The sequence below is a fragment of the Pseudomonas sediminis genome (genome assembly GCF_002741105.1).
Classification (GTDB): Bacteria; Pseudomonadota; Gammaproteobacteria; order Pseudomonadales; family Pseudomonadaceae; genus Aquipseudomonas; species Aquipseudomonas sediminis.
Genome location: NZ_NIQU01000001.1, coordinates 507,656 through 529,824, shown reverse-complemented (window position 1 = coordinate 529,824; position 22,169 = coordinate 507,656). Strand labels below are relative to the sequence as shown.

19 protein-coding genes and 1 pseudogene are annotated in these 22,169 nt (G+C 62.3%); 11 read left to right on the top strand and 9 right to left on the bottom strand.

What is annotated here, in order from left to right; genetic code table 11:
- Positions 1-93 precede the first annotated feature (93 nt).
- The 5 genes from secA (at position 94) to CDO35_RS02575 (ending at position 6,441) form a co-directional block, all read left to right on the top strand.
- Positions 94-2,829 (top strand): preprotein translocase subunit SecA, encoded by a 2,736-nt coding sequence (secA, locus tag CDO35_RS02595; RefSeq protein WP_099522441.1) that lies wholly within the window; start codon positions 94-96, stop codon positions 2,827-2,829.
- A 140-nt stretch (positions 2,830-2,969) separates the two neighbouring features.
- Positions 2,970-4,187, top strand: a complete 1,218-nt coding sequence (gene argJ, locus CDO35_RS02590; protein ID WP_099522440.1) for a bifunctional glutamate N-acetyltransferase/amino-acid acetyltransferase ArgJ — start codon at positions 2,970-2,972, stop codon at positions 4,185-4,187.
- Between the two features lie 114 nt (positions 4,188-4,301).
- On the top strand, positions 4,302-4,934 hold the full coding sequence (locus CDO35_RS02585) for a glutathione S-transferase family protein (RefSeq protein ID WP_099522439.1): 633 nt from the start codon (positions 4,302-4,304) through the stop codon (positions 4,932-4,934).
- Entirely contained in the window at positions 4,931-5,881 is a 951-nt protein-coding gene (locus CDO35_RS02580; protein ID WP_099522438.1) for a Nudix family hydrolase, read from the top strand. Before CDO35_RS02585 ends, CDO35_RS02580 begins: the two co-directional genes overlap by 4 nt.
- Positions 5,882-5,985: 104 nt before the next feature.
- Complete coding sequence (locus CDO35_RS02575; protein WP_099522437.1) at positions 5,986-6,441, top strand: REP-associated tyrosine transposase; 456 nt, start codon at positions 5,986-5,988, stop codon at positions 6,439-6,441.
- A gap of 104 nt (positions 6,442-6,545) precedes the next feature.
- Here CDO35_RS02575 and CDO35_RS02570 read toward each other — a convergent pair whose 3' ends face one another.
- The 4 genes and pseudogenes from CDO35_RS02570 to CDO35_RS02555 all read right to left on the bottom strand — a co-directional run.
- Positions 6,546-7,121, bottom strand: coding sequence for a cob(I)yrinic acid a,c-diamide adenosyltransferase (locus CDO35_RS02570; protein WP_099522436.1), 576 nt, complete (start codon positions 7,119-7,121; stop codon positions 6,546-6,548).
- 3 nt (positions 7,122-7,124) lie between these two features.
- Positions 7,125-9,143 (bottom strand): ATP-binding protein, encoded by a 2,019-nt coding sequence (locus tag CDO35_RS02565; RefSeq protein WP_099522435.1) that lies wholly within the window; start codon positions 9,141-9,143, stop codon positions 7,125-7,127.
- A gap of 71 nt (positions 9,144-9,214) precedes the next feature.
- Complete coding sequence (locus tag CDO35_RS02560) at positions 9,215-10,126, bottom strand: putative 2-dehydropantoate 2-reductase (protein WP_099522434.1); 912 nt, start codon at positions 10,124-10,126, stop codon at positions 9,215-9,217.
- Positions 10,123-11,088 (bottom strand): annotated as a pseudogene (locus CDO35_RS02555) (GGDEF domain-containing response regulator); the annotation flags it as partial. The gene CDO35_RS02560 and the pseudogene CDO35_RS02555, both read right to left, overlap by 4 nt.
- A 135-nt stretch (positions 11,089-11,223) precedes the next feature.
- On the opposite strand from CDO35_RS02555, the gene CDO35_RS02550 reads away from it, so the two are divergent.
- Both CDO35_RS02550 and CDO35_RS02545 read left to right on the top strand, forming a co-directional pair.
- A complete protein-coding gene (locus tag CDO35_RS02550) occupies positions 11,224-11,703 on the top strand; it encodes a YajQ family cyclic di-GMP-binding protein (RefSeq protein WP_099522432.1) in 480 nt (159 codons plus the stop codon).
- Positions 11,704-11,806: 103 nt separating this feature from the next.
- Positions 11,807-12,634 carry a mechanosensitive ion channel family protein gene (locus tag CDO35_RS02545; protein WP_099522431.1) on the top strand — a complete coding sequence of 276 codons (828 nt, stop codon included), beginning with the start codon at positions 11,807-11,809 and terminating at the stop codon, positions 12,632-12,634.
- A gap of 55 nt (positions 12,635-12,689) precedes the next feature.
- On the opposite strand, the gene CDO35_RS02540 is transcribed toward CDO35_RS02545, so the two are convergent.
- Positions 12,690-14,486, bottom strand: coding sequence for an AmpG family muropeptide MFS transporter (locus CDO35_RS02540; RefSeq protein WP_099522430.1), 1,797 nt, complete (start codon positions 14,484-14,486; stop codon positions 12,690-12,692).
- Positions 14,487-14,529: 43 nt separating this feature from the next.
- Positions 14,530-14,904 carry an MGMT family protein gene (locus CDO35_RS02535; protein WP_099522429.1) on the bottom strand — a complete coding sequence of 125 codons (375 nt, stop codon included), beginning with the start codon at positions 14,902-14,904 and terminating at the stop codon, positions 14,530-14,532.
- Between the two features lie 16 nt (positions 14,905-14,920).
- Between CDO35_RS02535 and CDO35_RS02530 the strand changes: the two genes are divergently transcribed.
- Positions 14,921-15,913 (top strand): DUF481 domain-containing protein, encoded by a 993-nt coding sequence (locus tag CDO35_RS02530; RefSeq protein WP_099522428.1) that lies wholly within the window; start codon positions 14,921-14,923, stop codon positions 15,911-15,913.
- Positions 15,914-16,057: 144 nt separating this feature from the next.
- Entirely contained in the window at positions 16,058-17,071 is a 1,014-nt protein-coding gene (locus CDO35_RS02525) for a DUF481 domain-containing protein (RefSeq protein WP_099522427.1), read from the top strand.
- A 54-nt stretch (positions 17,072-17,125) separates the two neighbouring features.
- Here the strand turns inward: CDO35_RS02525 and CDO35_RS02520 are convergent, their stop codons facing one another.
- Complete coding sequence (locus CDO35_RS02520; RefSeq protein WP_099522426.1) at positions 17,126-18,388, bottom strand: uracil-xanthine permease family protein; 1,263 nt, start codon at positions 18,386-18,388, stop codon at positions 17,126-17,128.
- A 1-nt stretch (position 18,389) separates the two neighbouring features.
- Positions 18,390-19,028, bottom strand: coding sequence for a uracil phosphoribosyltransferase (upp, locus tag CDO35_RS02515; RefSeq protein WP_099522425.1), 639 nt, complete (start codon positions 19,026-19,028; stop codon positions 18,390-18,392).
- Positions 19,029-19,266: 238 nt separating this feature from the next.
- Here upp and CDO35_RS02510 point away from each other — a divergent pair, with 238 nt between their 5' ends.
- On the top strand, positions 19,267-19,824 hold the full coding sequence (locus tag CDO35_RS02510) for a hypoxanthine-guanine phosphoribosyltransferase (protein ID WP_092380116.1): 558 nt from the start codon (positions 19,267-19,269) through the stop codon (positions 19,822-19,824).
- 60 nt (positions 19,825-19,884) lie between these two features.
- Here CDO35_RS02510 and dauA read toward each other — a convergent pair whose 3' ends face one another.
- Positions 19,885-21,624 (bottom strand): C4-dicarboxylic acid transporter DauA, encoded by a 1,740-nt coding sequence (dauA, locus tag CDO35_RS02505; RefSeq protein ID WP_099522424.1) that lies wholly within the window; start codon positions 21,622-21,624, stop codon positions 19,885-19,887.
- A gap of 172 nt (positions 21,625-21,796) precedes the next feature.
- Between dauA and CDO35_RS02500 the strand changes: the two genes are divergently transcribed.
- On the top strand, positions 21,797-22,084 hold the full coding sequence (locus tag CDO35_RS02500; protein WP_092380120.1) for a PA4642 family protein: 288 nt from the start codon (positions 21,797-21,799) through the stop codon (positions 22,082-22,084).
- Positions 22,085-22,169: the final 85 nt, after the last annotated feature.

Sequence of the window (22,169 nt, the reverse complement as noted above, 5' to 3'; positions counted from 1 at the left end):
CCGGGTAGAATGCCCCCTTCGCCCGCAGCCATGCTGGCTGCCAGGTCGCGATTTGCGCCGACCTCCATCCATTCGCCGGAAGATCCTGTCGATATGTTTGCGCCTCTGTTTAAAAAACTTTTCGGAAGCAAGAATGAGCGTGAAGTCAAACGCTTGGTCAAGGCGGTGCAGTCCGTCAATGTCCTCGAAGAGCAGATGATTGCTCTGTCGGACGAGCAACTGCGTAGCAAGACCGAAGAGTTCAAGGGCCGTCTGGCTCAGGGCGAAACCCTCGACAAGCTGCTGCCCGAAGCCTTCGCTGTGGCCCGTGAGGCCGGTAAGCGAGTGATGGGCATGCGCCACTTCGATGTGCAGCTGATCGGCGGCATGGCTCTGCATGAAGGCAAGATTGCCGAGATGCGTACCGGTGAGGGCAAGACCCTGGTGGGTACCCTGGCGGTCTACCTCAACGCGCTGTCCGGCAAGGGCGTGCACGTGGTCACGGTCAACGAATACCTGGCCCGCCGCGACGCCAACTGGATGCGTCCGCTGTATGAATTCCTGGGCTTGTCGGTGGGCATCGTTACCCCCTTCCAGCCGCCGGAAGAGAAGCGTGCTGCTTACGCCGCCGACATCACCTATGGCACCAACAACGAATTCGGTTTCGACTATCTGCGTGACAACATGGCCTTCAGCCTGGAAGACAAATTCCAGCGCGAGCTGAATTTCGCCGTGATCGACGAAGTCGACTCCATTCTCATCGACGAAGCCCGTACCCCGCTGATCATCTCTGGTCAGGCTGAAGACAGCTCCAAGCTGTATATCGAGATCAACAAGCTGATTCCGCGCCTCAAGCAGCACATCGAGGAAGAGGAAGGTGTGGTGACTCAGGAAGGTCACTACAAGGTCGACGAGAAAACCCGCCAGGTCGAGCTCAACGAAGCTGGTCACCAGTATGTCGAAGAGATGCTTACCGCGGCCGGCCTGCTGGCTGAAGGCGAGAGCCTCTATTCCGCGCACAACCTTGGCTTGCTGACCCATGTTTACGCCGGCCTGCGTGCGCACAAGCTGTTCAACCGCAACGTCGAGTACATCGTGCAGAACGGTCAGGTGATCCTGATCGACGAGCACACCGGCCGTACCATGCCGGGTCGCCGCCTCTCCGAGGGCCTGCACCAGGCCATCGAGGCGAAGGAGGGGGTGAACATTCAGGCCGAGAGCCAGACTCTGGCCTCGACCACCTTCCAGAACTACTTCCGCCTCTACAACAAGCTGTCCGGCATGACCGGTACCGCCGATACCGAGGCCTTCGAGTTCCGTCAGATCTACGGTCTGGACGTGATGGTCATCCCGACCAACAAGCCGATTGCGCGTAAGGACTTCAACGACCTGGTCTATCTGACCCAGGAAGAGAAGTACCAGGCGATCATCGCCGATATCAAGGATTGCCAGGCCCAGGGCCGGCCGATCCTGGTGGGTACCGCCACCATCGAGACCTCCGAGTACGTCAGTCAGTTGCTGAATCAGGCAGGCATCGAGCACAAGGTCCTCAACGCCAAGTTCCACGACAAGGAAGCCGAGATCATCGCCCAGGCCGGTCGTCCGGGCGCACTGACCATTGCCACCAACATGGCGGGTCGTGGTACCGACATTCTTCTCGGCGGTAACTGGGAAGTGGAAGTGGCGGCGCTGGAAAACCCCACCGACGAGCAAATCGCGCAGATCAAGAGCGAGTGGCAGAAGCGTCACCAGCAGGTGATCGAAGCCGGCGGCCTGCACGTGATCGCCTCCGAGCGCCACGAATCGCGTCGTATCGACAACCAGTTGCGTGGTCGTGCCGGTCGTCAGGGTGACCCGGGCTCCAGCCGCTTCTACCTGTCGCTGGAAGACAACCTGATGCGTATCTTCGCCTCGGATCGGGTGAAGAATTTCATGAAGGCCCTCGGCATGCAGTCCGGCGAGGCCATCGAGCACCGCATGGTCACCAACGCCATCGAGAAGGCCCAGCGCAAGGTCGAGGGGCGTAACTTCGACATGCGTAAGCAACTGCTCGAATTCGACGACGTGGCCAACGAGCAGCGCAAGGTGATCTACCACATGCGCAACAGCCTGCTGGCTGCCGAGAGCGTTGGCGACACCATCGCCGAGTTCCGCGAGGAAGTGCTGACCACCGCAGTCAACAACCATATTCCGCCGCAGTCGATGCCGGAGCAGTGGGACGTCGCCGGTCTGGAGTCTACCCTGCAGAGCGATTTTGGCATCAAGCTGCCGATCCAGCAGTGGCTGGATGAAGACGACAAACTGTACGAAGAAACCCTGCGTGAGCGCATCCTTGCCGAACTGCTGGCTGCCTACAACGAGAAGGAAACCCAGGCCAGCGCCGAGGCTCTGCGTACCTTCGAGAAGCAGATTCTGCTGCGCGTGCTGGACGACCTGTGGAAAGACCACCTGTCGACCATGGATCACCTGCGTCACGGGATTCACCTGCGTGGCTACGCGCAGAAGAACCCCAAGCAGGAATACAAGCGCGAGTCCTTCGCCCTGTTCCAGGAGCTGCTGGAGTCGATCAAGCGCGATGCCATCCGCGTGCTCAGCCACGTTCAGGTGCGTCGCGAAGATCCGGCCGAAGAAGAAGCCCGGCTGCGCCGCGAGGCAGAAGCCATGGCCGAGCGCATGCAGTTCCAGCACGCCGATGCCTCGGCGCTGGCCGCTGAAGAGAACGATGGCGGAGAAGGCGACGTTGCCATGGCCGCCGCTCCGGTACGTGCCGAGCAGAAGGTTGGCCGTAACGAGCCGTGCCCTTGCGGTTCGGGTAAGAAGTACAAGCACTGCCACGGTCAGATCGGCTGATCGGACCGCTTGCAGTGGCGGGCGCTTCGGCTATGCTGCCAGCGCCCTGACAACGCCGCGAACGGCCCAGCCGCTCGCGGCGTTTTACCATCTCATTCGGTCGCCGACGCGATCACCCTATATCTGAAGGAGCGCATCTCATGGCTGTTGGTCTTGGCCCGCTGTCTACCCTGCACCCGGTTCCTGGTTTCGAGCTGGGTATCGCCTCGGCCGGCATCAAGCGTCCAGGGCGCAAGGATGTGGTGGTGATGCGCTGTGCCGAAGGTTCGCGTATCGCCGGGGTGACCACCACCAACGCCTTTTGCGCGGCCCCTGTGCTGATCACGCGCGAGCGTCTGGGCGGCGAAGTGCGTTACCTGCTGACCAATACCGGCAATGCCAACGCTGGTACCGGCGCCGATGGCCTGGCCCGTGCGCGTCGCTCCTGTGTGCGCCTGGCTGAGCTGACCGGTGTTGCCGAAAGCGCCGTGCTGCCATTCTCCACCGGTGTGATCGGCGAGCCGCTGCCGGTCGAGAAGATCGAGTCCGCGTTGCAGGCCGCGCTGGATGACCTCAAGGCTGACAACTGGGAAGCTGCCGCCACCGGCATCATGACCACCGACACCCTGCCCAAGGGCGCCAGCCGTCAGTTCCAGCATGATGGCGTGACCATCACCGTGACCGGCATCTCCAAGGGCGCTGGCATGATCCGCCCGAACATGGCCACCATGCTTGGCTACATCGCCACCGACGCCAAGGTTGCCCAGGGCGTGCTGCAGGATCTGGTGCGCGACGCGGCGAACAAATCGTTCAACCGCATCACCATCGACGGTGACACCTCCACCAACGACTGCTGCATGCTGATCGCTACCGGCCAGGCCGCACTGCCTGAGATCAGCGACGCCTCCGGTGAGCTGTTCGCCAAGCTCAAGCAGGCGGTGTTCGAGGTGTTCATGGAAGTGGCGCAGGCCATCGTCCGTGACGGTGAAGGCGCGACCAAGTTCGTTACCGTGCAGGTCAACGGCGGCGGTACTCATCAGGAGTGCCTGGACGTGGCTTATGCCGTCGCTCACTCGCCGCTGATCAAGACCGCGCTGTTCGCCTCCGACCCCAACTGGGGGCGTATCCTCGCGGCTGTCGGCTATGCCGGTGTGCCACAGCTGGACGTGAGCAAGATCGATGTATTCCTCGGTGAGGTCTGCATCGCCAGCAAGGGTTGCCGTGCGGCCACCTACACCGAAGAGCAGGGCGCGGCGGTGATGGCACGTGAGGAGATCACCATCCGCATCGAGCTGGGTCGCGGCAGTTGCAGCGAGACCATCTGGACCACCGACCTGTCCCACGAGTACGTCAAGATCAACGCCGAATACCGCACCTGATCAGTCCCGGCCGTACACTATTCCCGCGCCTCATGACCCCATGACGCGCGGGAATTTGCTATTCGGTGGTCGGCCTTTTAACGTCGAGCGACTTCATTCCCGAGGACACGCGAGATGGCACTGCAACTGGTGATTGGCGACAAGAACTATTCCTCCTGGTCTCTACGTGGGGCGCTCGTGGTCGATCTGGCCGGTGCCGACTGCGAAGAGCTGCGGGTACGTTTGTTTCAGCCTGACAGCCGCGCACAACTGTTGCGCTATTCGCCCACCGGCAAGGTTCCTGTTCTGCTGACCGAACAGGGGGCGGTGTGGGACTCCCTGGCGATTGCCGAGTACCTGGCCGAGTGCTATCCAGAGGCGCAGCTGTGGCCGCAGGACTGTCAGGCTCGCGCGCTGGCGCGCAGTATCTGTGCAGAGATGCACAGCGGCTTCACTGCGCTGCGCAGTCATATGCCCATGGATCTGGCACGGGACAAGGCACTGGCCGAACTCCCTGACGAGGTACAGGCCGATATCGATCGTATCTGCGCGATCTGGGCCGGCTGCCGTGAGCGTTACGCCAGTACCGGCAACTACCTGTTTGGCCAGGTCAGCATTGCCGATGCCTTCTTCTCGCCGGTCGCCGCGCGACTGCGCAGCTATCGTGTGGCGCTACCGACAGCGGCAGCGGCCTATGTCGAAACCATCTATCGTTGGCCGGCGTTCCAACGCTGGTATCAGGCAGCATTGCAGGAGGTGAAGGGGTGAAGCGTGTGCATGTCGCCGCAGCGGTGATTCGGGGGGGCGATGGACGCATCCTGATTGCCAAGCGCCCGCAGGATAAGCACCAGGGTGGTCTGTGGGAGTTTCCCGGCGGCAAGGTGGAAGAAGGCGAGGCAGTGCACGTCGCCCTCGACCGTGAGTTGCAGGAAGAGCTTGGCATCCGTCCGCAAGCGGCGCGTGCGTTGATTCAGATTCGCCACGATTACCCGGACAAGCAGGTGTTGCTGGATGTCTGGGAAGTCTCGACCTTCAGCGGTGAGCCGCATGGCGCAGAAGGCCAGCCGCTGGCCTGGGTCAGCGAGCGGCAACTGCTGGAGTACGAGTTTCCCGCTGCCAACAAGCCCATCGTCGCCGCCGCGCGCCTGCCAGATCGTTACCTGATCACCCCGGACGGCCTTGAACCGAGCGAGCTGCTAGCCGGCATCCGCAGTGCCCTGGCGCAAGGTGCCCGGTTGATTCAGCTGCGTGCGCCGAACATGTTCGACCCGCAGTACCGCGACCTGGCTGTCGACGTGCAGGGCCTGTGCGCCGGCAAGGCGCAACTGATGCTCAAGGGACCGCTGGAATGGCTGGGCGACTTTCCGGCGGCAGGCTGGCACCTGACTGCCGAGCAACTGCGCAAGCATGCCGCTGGCGGCCGGCCTTTCCCGGAGCATCGCTGGCTGGCAGCGTCCTGCCACAATGCCGAGGAGCTGGCGTTGGCAGCGCAGATGGGTGTGGATTTCGTCACCTTGTCGCCGCTGCAGGCGACCGCAACGCATCCCGAAGCGCTGCCGCTGGGCTGGGAGGCAGCAAGCGAGATGCTGACCCATTTCAACCTGCCGGCTTACCTGTTGGGCGGCATTGGCCCGGCCGATATCGAGCGCGCCTGGCAGATTGGCGCCCAGGGCGTTGCGGGCATCCGCGCATTCTGGCCGGCCAATGGGGTGTAGGAGCGAGCTCTGCTCGCGAACATTGGAGAGGATTAAGAAGCTTCGCGAGCAGAGCTCGCTCCTACGGTCTATACCTGAGGTGGCATGCAAACAGGAGGCAGGGAATGCCCCATTACCATACGTCTCATCTGCGAAACGGTCGCTTTTCTGAGCCTGGCCGCATCTATGCGATTACAGCCGTTACCCACTGTCGAAAAGCTTTGTTTCACGACTTTTTCGTGGGGCGGCTTCTGATCGACGAATTACGCCTCGCTGAGGCGCAAGGCCTCGTCACCTCGTTGTGTTGGGTTGTTATGCCGGATCACTTTCACTGGTTGTTTCAACTAGGACAGTGCGACTTGGAGAGGTTATTGCGGCAGGTAAAGTCGCGTAGTGCCAAGGCAATCAACCAACGCTTGCAGCGGAGCGGTAGGGTCTGGCAATCCGGCTACCACGACCGGGCTTTACGCCGAGAGGATGACGTACTTGATTTCGCTCGGTATATCGTCGCCAACCCTTTGCGGGCCGGTTTGGTAAAGCAACTCGCCGATTATCCGTTGTGGGACGCCGTATTTCTGTAGGAGCGAGCTCTGCTCGCGAACATCGGCGAGTCTAAGAAGCTTCGTGATTAGAGAACTAGGAGTCCCCCTCGCTCCTACCCTCCGTCTACATGTGAGGTCGCGATTTACGGCTTGTCCGCAGCTTTCCACAGAACTTCGGCTATGCCCTGGCGCTTGGCGATCAGGCGGGCGGCGACGAACAGCAGATCAGAGAGGCGATTGACGTAGGCCAGGCCCTCGGCGCGTAGCGGCTCGACGGCATTGAGGTGTTGGCAGCGGCGCTCACTGCTGCGCGCGAGGCTGCGGCACACGTGGGCCTGGGCGATCAGCCTCGAGCCGCCAGGCAGGATGAAGTTCTCAAGAGGCCCGACTTCTTCGTTCCAGCTGTCGATGGCGGCCTCCAGGCGCTGCACTTCCCCTTGTTGCAGTGCCTGATACTCGGGCATCGCCAGTTCGCCACCGAGGTCGAACAGGCGGTGCTGGCAGGGGCTCAGCACTTCGCTGATTTCCTTGAGCCCTGGCCAGGTCGTGGCCGCCTCGTCGAGCTCGGCGAGTAGCAGGCCGAGCTGACTGTTGAGTGTGTCCAGCTCGCCGATGGCCTCGATACGTGGGTGGTCCTTGCCGACCCGGCGGCCGTCGGCCAGACCGGTTTCACCCTTGTCTCCGGTGCGGGTATAGATCTTCGAGAGGCGAAAGCCCATGGCTCAGAGTCCTGTGTGGGCGGGCAGCGAGGCGAGTGGCAGGCGCAGGGTGAAACAGGTGCCCTGGCCTGGCGTGGAGTGCACCTCCATCTGCCCTTTGTGATTGTTGGTGATGATGAAGTAGGAGACAGCCAGACCGAGCCCGGTGCCCTGACCGACTTCCTTGGTGGTGAAGAACGGCTCGAAGATGCGCTTGCGTACCGCCTCGCTCATGCCGGTGCCGTTGTCCTCCACCTGCACTTCTGCCCAACTGCCGACCTGCCTCGTGCGCAGGGTGATGCGGCCGGATTCGGCACCCTCATCGCGCTGGTGAATGGCCTGGGCAGCGTTCTTCAGCAGGTTGAGCAGTACTTGCTCGAGCTCGTTGGCGGTGCCTGCCACCGGGCCTAGCAACGGGTCGAACTGACGCACGATCTCCAGGGTCTTGAAGTCGAAGCTGTCGGTCAGATCGAAGTCATTGCCGGCGATCTCCAGTGCCTGATCGATCAGTGCCGGCAGATCGCAAGGCGAAAGCTGGCGGTCGCTACGGCGGCTGAAACTGAGCATGTGGCTGACGATCTTGGCCGCACGCTGGCCGGCCTGCTGGATGCCGTCGAGCAGGCGTGGAACCTCGCGCGCCTCCATGTAATGCTCAATCGCAGGCAAGCTGACGCCGGCCTGCTCGGCCTGTTCGAGGTTCTTCTCCAGGCCCGGCGACAGGCGTCGACGAATGTTCTGCACGTTATGCAGGATGGCGCCAAGCGGGTTGTTGATTTCATGCGCCATCCCAGCCGCCAGGCCGCCGACCGAGAGCATTTTCTCCGACTGCACCATCATTTCCTCCAGCGCCAGGCGCTGGGTGATGTCGTCGATGCGGATCACCACGCCCCGGCCGGCGCCGCCCATCAGCGGGTAGAAGGTCAGGGCGTAGTGGTGAGGCTCTTCGTCCTTGTGCCAGGTGACGCGCTCGATTTTCTCCACGCGATGCTGCTCGGCGGTGCGTTTGAGCTGCGCGAGAAAGGGCTTCAGCGGCGGGAAAGCGAGAAATACCGGCTGATTCAGCGCTTCTTCCAGGCGTGTCCCGGAAAGGGCGCTGGCTTCCTGATTCCACTGCGTCACGTAGAGCTGTTCGTCGAGGGCGATCAGCGCCGAAGGCATGGAGTCGATGATGCTGTTGAGGTAGTTCTGAAAGCCGGTGAGTTTTTTCTCGATCTTGCTGCGTACCTGCACTTCCAGCTCCAGCTTGCGGTTGGAGTGACGGGTTTCCTCGGCCAGGCTCTGCGCCTGATCGAAGGCCTGCTGGGCGTCGTCGCGGGCACGTTTGAGCTGTTGTTCGCGAGCTTCCATGCGCATCAGCATGGTATTGAACGCATCGGCCAGGCTGCCGATTTCATCCTGGTTGCCGCGATTGGCGCGTAGCGCATAGTTCTCTTCGCGGGTGACCTGGCGTGACAGCTCTTCCAGCCGGCGAATGGGCTTGGTCACCAGGCGTTTGATCTGCCTGGCTACCAGCATCCACAGCAACACGCTGAACGCCAGAATGACCAGGCTGGCTGTCAGCGTTCCGGTATAGAACGCGCCAGGCAATTCGCTGGAAGCCACCAGCAGCAGGGCTCCGGGATGACCGCTGGGGTGCGGCAGGTCGACCAGCAGGTTGGTGCGAAAGGCCGTTTCGCGCCAGTGTGGCAGTTGGCTGAGCTCTTGCGGCAGCTGCAATTTTTCGCCGCGCTGCAGTTGTGCCAGGCTGTCGCCGTTGCTGTCGTAGATCACCGCGGCACGCAATGGCGCGTATTCATCCAGGCGCTTGAGCAGGGCCTGGGCCGAGGCTGGTGAGTTCAGTGCCTCTTTACTGAGCGTCGGGCTGGCGATGAGTCGACCGAGGGTGTGCAGAGCCTGCGGCGCCATGCTCTCCTGGGTGATCCAGTAGGCTGCGCTGATGAAGGCCAGGTTGGCCACCAGCATCACAGCGGCGAGCAATACCAGCAGCGCAGCGAGCAGTTTGCGGCCTACTGGCAGATTTTCGAGGCGCTGACGCAGTCTCATGAGGGTATCGTTGTGGCGGGTGAAGACGGCAGGTTAGCGCGCCAGGGCAGTCATTGCCACGGCCAGGGCCGCTAACTCAGGGGCAAGCCGCGCTCGTCGAGATGTCTGAGTAGGCGCTGTTGCAGATGTTGCAGGTGCGGCACATGCAGTTGATGACGCTGCGCGGCGGCGCAGGCATAGCCAAGCAGGTAGCTGATCTCGGTACGACGTCCCTGCGCTACGTCCTGGTGCATGGACGAGTAGTTAGCCGCGGTGGCGAGGATCACGCGCTGGACTTCCTCATGCAGATTCTCCGCCGCCGCCGGTTGGCCGCAGAGCTGTAGCAGTTCGCCGAGCTCGGCGCACAGGGTGGCAACTTCGGCCGGATGTTCGCTCAGGCCTCCATTGCGGCAGTCGTGCAATACGCTGAGCGGGTTGATTGCGCAGTTCAGCGCCAGCTTGCGCCACAGACGCGTGAGGATATCCGGGCTCCACTGGTGAGCGATGCCCGCGCGCTGCAGCTCGTCCAGCCAGGCTGGCGGCTGGGGATTGGTCGGGTCGCCCAGCCAGTTGTAGCCATTGCCGGCGAACACCACCTGAAAGTCGGCAGGGCGAAAGGCCCCTTCGGTGCTGGAGACGAACAGGCAACGCTGTCTGGGTAGGCGTTGGGCTACTTCATCCTGGCTGCCCAGGCCGTTCTGTAACAGCAGAAGTTCGGCGCCCGGCGCCAGACGCTCGGCGATGGTCGCCACCGCGCTTTGCGCGTCATAGGCCTTGCAAGCCAGCAGCAGGCGATGGATGGGGGCGTCGGCTTGTGGCAACTCTGCGGCAATGGCGTACTGCTGGGCCTGGCCTGCTTCGATCAGAGTCAGGCCGCCGGCCTGCTGGTAGGCCGCGAGGCGTTGCGGGTTGCGCAGAATCAACCTGACCGGCAGGCCGGCACGGGCCAGGCGTGTGGCCCAAAGGCTGCCGAGGCTACCGGCGCCGAGGATGTGCCAGGTCACGGCAGAGGCAGGCGCATGGCTGCGACCCGGCCGCTGACGTAAGACTCTGGCAGCAGATTTTGCGCATGCTGAATCAGTTGTTCCGGGGTGGTGGGCAGTGCCTTGGCGTCCAGGCCGACCAGGCTGATGCCGGCTTTCAGCGTAATGAACCCTTCGCTGGTCTTGAAGGCCTTGAAGTTGAGCCCTTCGTGCAGGCGCTTGAAGCTGCTAGGCGAGCACTCGTGCAGGTCTTCGAGCAGGGTGATCAGGCCGAAGTGGTTGTCATCCAGGCGGGTCAGCACGTCCAGTGGTCTGACGAGCTGTTGCAGGCGTCGTGCGACGCCATGTAGCAGTTCGTTGAAGAAGCGGTCGCCGTACTGGCTGCGCAACTGACTGGCGTCCTGCAAGCCGATCAACAGGTAGCACACGGCACCGCCACGTGATTCGATCTGACGCAGGCTGTCGGTGAGCTTCTGCTGCAGGTAGCGCGGGTTGCCCAGGCCGGTGAGCGGATCGACCAGGTTACGCCGCTCCAGGCTGGCGATGTTGTGCGTGAGCATGCGGTTTTCGTGTAGCAGGCGCTGCAGGGTGTTGCACAGGCGATCAGCGGCATACACACGAGGCACCAGCTGTTCGTTCATCGCTGCCTTGCTGATGAAATCATCGACACCGCGGTCGAAGGCTTCGCCCAGAACGTTTTCGCCTTCCTTGCCGGTCAGCAGGATGATGTAGGTGTAGTGATCGGCGGTTTCGTCCAACTGGCGCACCCGCGCGGTCAGTTCCAGGCCGTCGATCTCGGGCATCAGCCAGTCGGCCAGCAGCACGCTGGCAGGGCGCTGCTCGAGCAACTGCAAGGCTTCGCTGGCGCTACTGGCGAAGCGCACATCCTGGTAGCCGGCCTGGCTCAGTGCACGGCCTATCATGGCACTGGAGAACTTGGCGTCATCCACCACCAGGATGCTGAGATGGGGGTTGGGCATGGGGCAGGCTCGCAGACAGAGAGGAAGGACGCCAAACGGCGCGTATCAGTCTGGATATAATGGGCTCGCCATAGTTATCGTCAAGTCAGGCGCGCTCACTCCGTGAAGAGGATCGCGCCGTCTATCAGGAGCCCACTCATGCCTTCGTTCGACATCGTGTCTGAACTGGACAAACACGAACTGACCAATGCGGTCGACAATGCCATCAAGGAGCTCGACCGTCGGTTCGACCTGCGTGGCAAATGCAGCATCGAGAGCAAGGACAAGGCGCTGACCTTGACTGCTGAGGCCGAGTTCATGCTCGAGCAGATGCTCGACATCGTGCGCAGCAGCCTGATCAAGCGCAAGATCGACTGCCAGTGTATGGAAACCAAGGAACCCTACGCATCGGGCAAGGTGATGAAGCAGGAGGTCACTTTCCGCGAAGGCATCGACAAGGAGCTGGCGAAAAAGATCGTCGCGCACATCAAGGAAGCCAAGCTCAAGGTCCAGGCTGCCATCCAGGGCGAACAGGTGCGCGTCACTGGCAAGAAGCGTGACGACCTGCAGGAAGCCATCGCGCTGCTGCGGGGTCACGAGTTCGGCATGCCGCTGCAGTACAACAACTTCCGCGATTGAACCTTTTTGGCGCCAAGGCGTCGCACCCTAGGCTGATAGCACTTTGACCGCCATGGCCTGCCATGGCGGTTTCGTTTCATGTACAGGAAAACGGGAGCACCCTATGGAAATGAACGTCGACGAACTGGTCAAACTGTCGGAAGCCTGGCTGCCGGTGGTGCTGGAGTACAGCGGCAAGTTGACTCTGGCGGTGATCACGCTGCTGATCGGTTGGTGGCTGATCAGCAAGCTCACCTCCAGCATCGGGCGCATGCTCGAGGCGCGCAAGGTGGACCGTGCGCTGAGCAGCTTCATCGGCAGCCTGGTCAGCATTGTGCTGCGTATTTTGCTGTTGATCAGCGTGGCGTCGATGATCGGTGTGGAAACCACCTCCTTCATCGCCATGATCGGTGCTGCGGGTCTGGCCATCGGCCTGGCGTTGCAGGGCAGCCTGGCCAACTTCGCCGGTGGCGTGCTGATCATGCTGTTCCGTCCGTTTCGGGCTGGTGATTGGATCGAGGCACAGGGTGTCTCCGGTAGCGTCGACAGCATCCAGATCTTCCATACCACGCTGAAGACCGGCGATAACAAGGTCGTCATCGTGCCCAACGGCAGCCTGTCCAACGGCCACATCACCAACTACTCGCGTGAGCCGCGTCGGCGTGCCGACATCAATATCGGTATCGATTACTCCAGCGACATCAAAAAAGCGCGCGAGGTGCTGCTGGAAATTGCCCAGGACCCGCGCGTACATGTCGATCCTGCGCCGGTGGTGTTCGTGACCGGGCTGGGTGACAGTGCGGTGAACCTGTCGCTGCGTGTGTGGGTGGCTACCGGCGACTTCTGGCCGGTGACCTTCTCCTTTACCGAGCAGGCCAAGGAGCGTTTGACCGAGGCGGGCATCGGTATTCCGTTCCCGCAGCGTGTGGTGCATTTGGCCAAGGCCGAGTGAGGCGCGCTGAAATGAAAAAGCCCCGGTCGATCCGGGGCTTTTTTCTGTCTGCCAATCAGACCTTGTCGAGCGCAGGTGGCGTCGCATCCGGCAGTGGCTGGCGCTTGTCACGACGCCACTGGACGATGATCAGCAGCAGTGTCGGTATACCCATCAGTGCTGTGGCCAGGAAGAAGTGGGCGTAGCCGAGGCTTTCCACCATCACGCCGGAATAGCCGCCGATCAGACGCGGCAGCAACAGCATGATGGAGCTGAGCAGGGCGTACTGGGTAGCGGAGAACTTCAGGTTGGTCAGACTCGACAGATAGGCCACGAACGCCGAGGTAGCCAGGCCGGCGCTGAAATTGTCGCAGCTGATGGTGACGATCAGCATGTTCAGGTGCGGACCCATGCCCACCAACAGCATGAACATCAAGTTGGTGGCCGCCGATGCGGCAGCACCGATCAGCAGAATCGGCATGATGCCGAAGCGCACGATCAACAGACCGCCGACACCGGCGCCGAGCAAGGTCATCACCAGGCCGAAAACCTTGCTGACGCTGGCGATCTGTTCCTTGGTGAAGCCCTGGTCGATGTAGAAAACGTTGGCCATCACACCCATCACAGTATCGGACAGGCGATAGGTGGCGATCAGGCTGAGCAGCAGCAGCGCCTGCCAGCGATAGCGCACGATGAAGTCGTTGATCGGCGTGAGCACCGGGGCCATGCCGCCCCAGAACAGGCTGGAGACCGACAGGCTGGTGAGCAGGGTATAGAGCAGTGCACGCAGGAAGGCGCGGTCGTAGTAGAGCAGCTCCTGCAGGCTTATCTGACCCTGGAACACTAGCATCAGGTCACTTTCGTAGAACTGGGTGACCATGGCCGGGATGGCGATCAGGAGAATGATCAGCAGCAGTACGGAAAGCAGCTGGTGGAAGAACCCGTACCTGGCGGCAGCCGTTTTAAGGACCGGTGCCAGCCCGCCCCAGAACAGCCCGGATGCGCAGACGCAGGCCAGAGTGCTGTAGAGCAGGGCGCGCAGGAAGGCGCGGTCGTTGTAGAGCAACTCGTGCATGCTGACGTCGCCGAGCAGCATGAGCATCAGATCGCTCTGATAGAACTGGATGAACATGGTCGGCACGGCGATGATCAGCACGATCACCGCGCTGATCGCCAGCAGTTGGTGGAAGAAGCCATGCTTGGGTGGCGCGACATTGATGTGCGGAGGTGCTGGTGGCTCGCGCATCCAGATGGAGGTGAGCAAGCCAGGCAGCATCAGCAGGGCGAAGACCATGTAGGTGCCGGTCCAGGCGCTGAATTGGTAGTCCTTGGCGGTCGAGCCGAAGCCTTCGGCGAAATACAGCGCACCGGCGGTGGCCAGCAGCGCGGCAACCCGGTAGCCGGTCATGTAGGCGGCAGCCAGTGCAGCCTGATGCTCGTCGCCGAGAATTTCCAGGCGATAGGCATCGATGGCGATGTCCTGAGTGGCCGAGGCGAAGGCCACCAGCACGGCGAGGGCGATCAGCGAGGACAGGTGCGTCTGCGGATCGTAATAGGCCATGCCGATCAGACCGATGGCAACCAGCGCCTGTGACAGCACCAGCCAGGAGCGGCGACGGCCAAGTTTGCCCAGCAGCGGCAGGCGCCACTGGTCGAGCATTGGCGCCCACACCCATTTGAAGGCGTAGGCCAGGCCTATGAGGCTGGCGAAACCGATGGTTTCGCGCGCTACTCCGGCTTCGCGCAGCCATACCGAAAGGGTCGAGAACACCAGCATGTAGGGCAGGCCGGCGGCGAAGCCCAGAAGCAGCAGAGCCAGGGTGGCGGGATTGGCGTAGGTCGCGAGGGCTTCTCGCCAGGATTTGCGTGGCATCAGGCTCGAATCTGGGCAGGGGGGAGTCTTGGTAGGGCGCACTCTAACTGCTGTGCTCCATCGGGCGCCAGCCGTGGCGACGTATATCCACACGTTCGTTCAGGATGCTGATGCCCTCCGCGCGCAGACGTGCCCGTTGTTCGGCACCGGAAGGCCTGCCGGCGGCCAGGCTGAGGCGCCCGCCTGCGGCGATAACCCGGTGCCAGGGGAGTGTGGTGCCATCCGGCAACTGGCTTAGCGTGCGGCCGACCCAGCGCGCGGCGCGGCCCAGGCCGGCCAGTTGCGCCAGTTCACCATAGCTGACGACCTTGCCCTCAGGCACCTGTGCCAATACCAGATACAGCGCCTCGCGACGCGCCTCCACGCTTGCCGGTGGTGGTGCCGGCCATGCAGACTCTGGCGGTTTCGTCTTGCCCATAGGGTTCGTCCTTATCATGCGTGTACTAATCGCCTTATTCCTTTTTACCCTGGCAGCCCCGATCTGGGCCGATACCGTCTGGCTGGACAACGGTGATCGCCTCAGCGGTGAAATCATTCTGCTCGATGGCGGCAAGTTGGCGCTCAAGACCAAATACGCCGGCCAGGTGCTTATCGACTGGAAGGATATCGATACCCTCAGCTCGGACAAACCCCTGCTGGTGCGCCGCAGCGGTTTCGACAACGAACGTAGCGAAAGGTTGGCGGCCGCCGGTAGCGGCATGGTGCGGGTGGAGGGTGAGCGCGAGTACACCCTGCCGCTGGCGCAGATCAAGCGCCTGGTGCCGCCGCGGCCACTGCTGGAGGATCGTCTCTGGGAGGGCAACCTCGACGCCAAGCTGGACATGAAGCGCAACCAGAACGACGTCGACGAGTGGAAGCTCAAGGGCAATACCCGTGTCGAACATGGGCACTGGCGCCATGTACTCAGTGGCGAGCTGGAGCGTGAAACCAAGAACGACAGGAAGGTCGAGGACAACTGGGAACTGGAGTACGACCTTGACCGTTTTCTCACCGAGCACTGGTTCTGGCGTGTGGGAGCACAGCAGGCCGAGGATGAGTTCGAAACCATCGACCGTCAGCGCATCGTCGGCACTGGCCCCGGTTATCGTTTCTGGGATGACGAGCTGGGGCGTTTCGACCTGATTGGCCAGTTCAACCGCGTGCGTCTGGAGTCGGATGTGGCCGACCTGGCGTTCAACACCACCTCACTGGAACTGGATTACAAACGCTTGCTATGGGGCACGAGGCTTGAGTTCTACGCCAACGCCGAGCTACAGATCCCGCACATAGACGAGATCGATTACGTGCTCGATAGTGAGTTCGGCCTGCGTTATCGCCTCAACCAGTGGGCACGTCTGTCGCTGCTCTATGAACTGGATCAACTGCGCGCGCAGGGCCAGACCGTGTCGGATCGGCATTACCTGATCGGTGTTGGCGTCGGTTGGTGATGCTCGCCGACGGATCGCCGCCCGACGGAACGCCGCCCGACAGAAAAAGCTGAACTCTGCGTATCCTGGTCGGTCAGCTGTTGCTCTGGCGCCGGGGTTGCGGATAATGCCCGGCTTTCGTCCACCAACGCCATTACCCAACTTATGTCGCGCTCTACATCGCTGTCCCTGCTAGGCCTGAGCATCGCTCTGTGCAGTTCCGCCGCCTTCGCCGATACCGTCTGGCTGAAGAACGGAGACCGTCTCTCCGGCACCATCCGCTTCTTCGACGGCAGCAAGCTGCTGCTGGAAACCGACTATGGCGGCTCCATTCCGCTGGACTGGAAGAAAATCGCCACCCTGGAAAGTGATCACGAACTGCTGGTCAAACTAGGCCCGGTGGATGGCGAGCGCGCCAAGTCGCTGCTGGCTGCCGAGCCGGGCAAGGTGACCCTGGCCAATGGCGAAACACCGAAGACCATCGAGCTGACGCAGATCGAGCAGATCATGAAGCCCAAACCGCTGGTGGAGGATTTCACCTGGAAGGGCAACGTCGACCTCGGTCTCGACTACAAGCGCGGCGAGCGTGACTCCGACGACTACGACGTCGATATCAAGACTCAGGCCCGCCATGGACGTTGGCGGCACAACGCGATTGCCGACTACAACCGCGAGCTGAAGAACGACGTCGTCAGCACCGACAACTGGAGCGCCGAATATGCGCTCGACCGCTTCCTCACGGAAAAGTGGTTCTGGCAGGGGCGCTTCGAGTACAAGCGCGACCGCATCGAGGAAGTGGAGCGTCAGCGCACCCTCGGTACCGGTCCCGGTTACCAGTTCTGGGATGACGAGCTGGGCGCGTTCTCCATCGCCACCCTGGCCAACCGCAGCGATTATCGGTACAGCAACGGTGAGCAGGACCGTTTCTACGCCATGAGCGTGAAATGGGACTACAACCGCTATCTGATCGGCAAGACCGTCGAGCTGTTCACTGTCGGTGAGATCGGTCGTCCACTGAGTGGCGCGGCGGACTACAGCCTCGATGCTGAAGTCGGCCTGCGTTACAAGGTGACCGACTGGGCGTCGCTGAACATGAAGGCCGAGAAAGATATCGTCAGCGGTGCCGAGGGCGATCTGAACGAAACCCGCTACACCCTGGGGTTCGGCGTCGGCTGGTAAGCCGGTACCAAAAAAAGCCCGCGATCATCGCGGGCTTTTTGTTGGGCAGCTGAATCAGGCGTCTTCAGCGTCCCGTTTCTTCCAGCCGGCGCCACCTGGCAGCACCAGGTTGAGCAGCAGCGCGCTGATGGCGCACAGGGAAATCCCCGACAGAGCGAATTCCTTGCCGCCGATGACCATGCCGCCGATGCCGAATACCAGGGTCACCGAGACGATGATCAGGTTGCGCGCTTCGGAGAGGTCGACCTGGTGGCGAATCAGGGTGTTGAGGCCGACTACGGCGATGGAGCCGAACAGCAGGCAGAGAATGCCGCCCATTACCGGTACCGGAATACTCTGCAGGGCCACGCCGAACTTGCCGATGAAGGCCAGGGCGATGGCGAATACCGCAGCCCAGGTCATGATCTTCGGGTTGTAGCTCTTGGTCAGCATTACCGCACCGGTGACTTCGGCGTAGGTGGTGTTGGGTGGACCACCGAACAGACCGGCTGCCGACGTGGCCAGGCCGTCGCCGAGCAGGGTGCGATGCAGGCCGGGCTTCTTGACGAAGTTCTTGCCGGTGACGTTACCGATCGCCACCACGCCGCCGATGTGCTCGATGGCTGGCGCCAGCGCTACCGGCACCATGTACAGAATGGCGCCCCAGTGCAGTTCCGGGGTGACGAAGGCGGGTACGGCGAGCCAGGCGGCTTGTTCAACGGCGCTGGTGTCGATCACCCCGAGCACTGCAGCGATGGCGCAGCCGACCGCGATGCCGGCGAGGATCGGTACCAGGCGGAAGATGCCGCGGCCCAGCACGGCCACCAGCAGGGTGGTGATCAGTGCCGGCATCGAAATCATCATCGCCGTGCTGTAAGGCACCAGCTCGATGCTGCCGTCACCGGCCTTGCCCATGGCCATGTTCACCGCCACCGGCGAGAGCGCCAGACCGATGGAAATGATCACCGGGGCGATCACCACCGGCGGCAGCAGGCGGTCGATAAAGCTGGGGCCGCGCAGTTTGACCAGTGCCGAGAGCAGGATGTAGACCAGACCGGCGGCGATCACGCCTCCCATCACGGCGGGTAGGCCGAATTCGCCCTTGGCTGCCAGGATCGGTGCGATGAAGGCGAAGCTGGAGGCCAGGAACACCGGGACCTGACGTTTGGTCACCAGTTGGAACAGCAGCGTGCCGATACCGGCGGTGAACAGCGCGACGTTGGGGTCCATGCCGGTGATCAGCGGCATCAGCACCAGGGCGCCGAAAGCCACGAACAACATCTGCGCACCGGAGATACCCTGACGCCATAGCGGATCGTTGAATTCCGTCTGCGACATGTCAGGCGTCCTTCTGCTTGGTGCCGAAGATCTTGTCACCGGCATCGCCCAGGCCGGGAATGATGTAGCCATGTTCGTTCAGGCACTGATCAATGGAGGCGGTGAAGATGGTCACGTCCGGGTGGGCCTTCTCGACGGCCTGGATGCCTTCGGGAGCGGCGACCAGGACCATGGCGCGAATATCCTTGCAGCCAGCTTTTTTCAGCAGGTCGATGGTGGCGACCATCGAACCGCCGGTGGCCAGCATCGGGTCGATGATCAGCGCCAGGCGCGAGTCGATTTCCGGCGCCAGCTTTTCCAGGTAAGTGTGCGCTTCCAGGGTTTCCTCGTTGCGCGCGACGCCCACGGCGCTGACCTTGGCGCCGGGGATCAGGCTGAGCACTCCGTCGAGCATGCCGATGCCTGCGCGCAGGATGGGCACCACGGTGATTTTCTTGCCGGCGATCTTCTCCACCTGCACGGTGCCCGCCCAGCCTTCGATGTCGTAGGTTTCCAGCGGCAGGTCGTTGGTGGCCTCATAAGTCAGCAGGGCGCCCACTTCCTGGGCCAGCTCACGGAAATTCTTGGTGCTGATATCGGCGCGGCGCATCAGGCCGATCTTGTGACGGATCAGCGGGTGGCGGATCTCGCGAGTGGGCATGGGCTGGGATCTCCAACGGGGCTCTGGGAAAAATCGCGTTAGATTAAAGCATTGCTCATGCCAAGTGGTGGGTGACTGATGAGTCACGATGCCCTGCGCTGTGCGTCGGCTACGCTGGTCAGTCGATACTTGGCAAGCGCTGCACGGGTCTGTACCTTTGCCCGCTTTTATTTGACGGCTCGATCAGCTTTCAGGCTGTTCGCCGCCATTCATCAGTCCGATCAAGAGAGAGCACACCATGTCCGCCGATCTCGCGCACATTCGCCAAATCATGGCGGAAGCCGACTGCCTGTTCACCGAAGCCGAGGTGGAAGCGGCCATCGACAAGGTCGCCAGCCAGATCAACGCCGAGCTGGCCGAGCGCAACCCAGTGGTGTTCTGCGTAATGAACGGCGGCCTGATCTTCTCCGGCAAGCTGTTGACCAAGCTGAACTTCCCGCTCGAGGCGTCCTACCTGCACGCCACGCGTTATCGCAATGAAACCAGCGGGGGCGAGCTGTTCTGGAAGGCCAAGCCGGAAGTCTCGTTCATCGACCGTGATGTGCTGATCATCGACGACATCCTCGACGAAGGGCACACCCTGGGCGCGATCATCGATTTCTGCCGCCATGCTGGCGCGCGCGCCGTGCATACCGCGGTGCTGATCGACAAGGAGCACGAGCGCAAGGCGCGTCCTGATCTGAAGGCTAACTATGTCGGCTTGCAGTGCATCGACCGTTACATCTTCGGTTACGGCATGGACTACAAGGGCTACTGGCGCAATGCCGCAGGCATTTTCGCGGTCAAGGGGCTGTAAGCGCTTGTACCGCGTAGGGTGCGCTGCGCGCACCGGCTTTCCTCGGTGCGCAAGGCGAACCTATTCGGCTAGCGGCTTTGGCGCTGTGTCATCCAGCCAGCGCAAGGCTCTCTCCCGCGCTTGTGGTAGATCGTGCACGTAGGCCAATTGCCCGGCGCGTCGGTGAATGCCGGCGCGGCGTAGTTGCAGCCGTACCTGCGCGGTGGGCCCGCTGAGGATCAGCGCCACACCCTGCTGGCGGTAGTCGCGCAGCACGTTGTCCAGCGCGGCAATGGCCGTCATGTCCAGCAGTGGCACGGCGCTGATGTCGACGATGACTATCTTCACCTCCGGCGTGAAACGCCGCAGCACGCTCAACGCCTTTTCTGCCGCGCCAAAGAACAGCGGGCCGCGAATGGCGTAAGCCAACACGTGCTCGGGCAGATCCAGCAAGGCCTGACGTTGCTGTCGGCTCAGCGCTGCGGTATCGGTCAGCTCGCTCATGCGCTTGATGAACAGCCCAGCCGCCAGCAGCAGGCCGACGCCGACAGCCAGCACCATGTCGAACAGCACCGTCAGTACCAGGCAGGTCAGCAGCACCAGCACATCGCTGCGTGGAGCGATGCGCAGGGTGTGGACGACGTGGTGGGGCTCGCTCATGTTCCACGCCACCATCAGCAGCAGCGCTGCCAGGGCGGCCATGGGCAGATAGCTGAACAGCGGCGCGAGCAACAGAATCGCCGCCAGCACCACGCCCGCGTGAATCAATGCTGCCAGCGGTGAAAAGGCGCCGGCGCGGACGTTGGCGGCGGTGCGGGCGATGGCAGCAGTAGCGGTGATGCCGCCAAAGAACGGCGCGGCCAGGTTGCCGAGGCCCTGGCCGATCAGTTCGGCATTAGGGTCATGCTTGCTGCCGGTCATGCCGTCGGCCACTACCGCGCACAGCAGTGACTCGATGGCGCCGAGCATGGCGATAGCGAATGCCGGTGCCAGCAGTTGGCGGATCAGTTCGAATGACAGCACCAGTGGCTGGCCGTCGGCACCCGGTAGGTTCCATGGTAAGGCCAGGTCCGGCAGGAAGGGCGGGATACCGGGATATTCGATGCCGTCGAGCTGATAGCTGAAGCGCTCGCCCAATGTCGCCACGGGTAGCCCCAGGCGTTCCAGGGCCAGGGCCAGCAACGCGCCAATCGCCAGGGCGACCAGGTGTGCAGGAATCTTCGGTATCAGGCGTGGCCAGATCAGCAGTGTCGCCAGGCACGCGGCGCCCACCAGGCTGTCGCCGAGTTGCAGGCTGGGCAAGGCGCGGATCAGCAGGTTCACCTGCTCCAGAAGATGCTGGGGTGTGCCGGCCAGGTGCAGGCCGAACAGATCCTTGATCTGCAGAACGGCAATGACAATGCCAATGCCGGCGGTAAAGCCCAGTGTTACCGGATAAGGCACAAACTCGATCAGGCGTCCGGCGCGCAGCAGCCCCAGGGTGATCAGGATCACGCCAGCCATCAGCGTGCACAGCAGCAAGCCGCCGAGACCGTACTGCTGGGTGATCGGCAGCAGGATCACCACAAAGGCTGCGGTGGGGCCGGAAATATTGAAGCGCGAGCCGCCGCACAGGGCGATCAGCGGTGCGGCGATCAGCACGGTATAAAGGCCGTGCTGCGGCGCCACACCCACGGCGATGGCCAGCGCCATGGCCAGTGGAATGGCAATGATGCCCACCGTCAGGCCGGCGCTCAGGTCGCCGCGTAGGGCCTTCCAGGAGTAGCCCGCGCGCAGGGTCTGGCGCCAGGCGGCGAACAGCGGCAACGATAGACGTGACATGCTGGCTCCCTAGTGGCTTGGCGCATTATAGGGTCCAGTTTGCGCCGTACGGCATGACCTAGGTCGGCTGTTGTGTCGATTGATCGCGTGTTAGCCTGCCCGGCTGCGCGTTGAGCCGCGCGCGGCTCGGCGGTACACTGCCGGCCCTCTGTAATGCTGGCGGGAGCGGGCTATGCGTAAAGACAAGAAGCAGGTGATTGGCGAAGAAATCAGCGACGACTCGATCAAGCTGTTCCTTGCGGTGGAGCCAGCGGACGCCACGCCGCCTTCGCTGCACAAGCTGGTCAAGGCTTATCGCGGTCTGCGTATCGATGACTTCGAGCGTTTCGTGGGTTTCTTCGTTGCTGAAGGCTACGATCTCTCGGCCACCGATGCACAGGGTAATGATTTCATCGCGCTGATTCAGGATCAGCGCAATGCCGAGCCTTACATCGAAGTGATCAAGGCTGCTCGCGGCTGATCTTTGCTGTTTTCGAGAAATGCCCGCATTCCGCAAGGAGGCGGGCATTTTTTATGGCCTGCCATCCCTGGCGGCCACCCTGCGG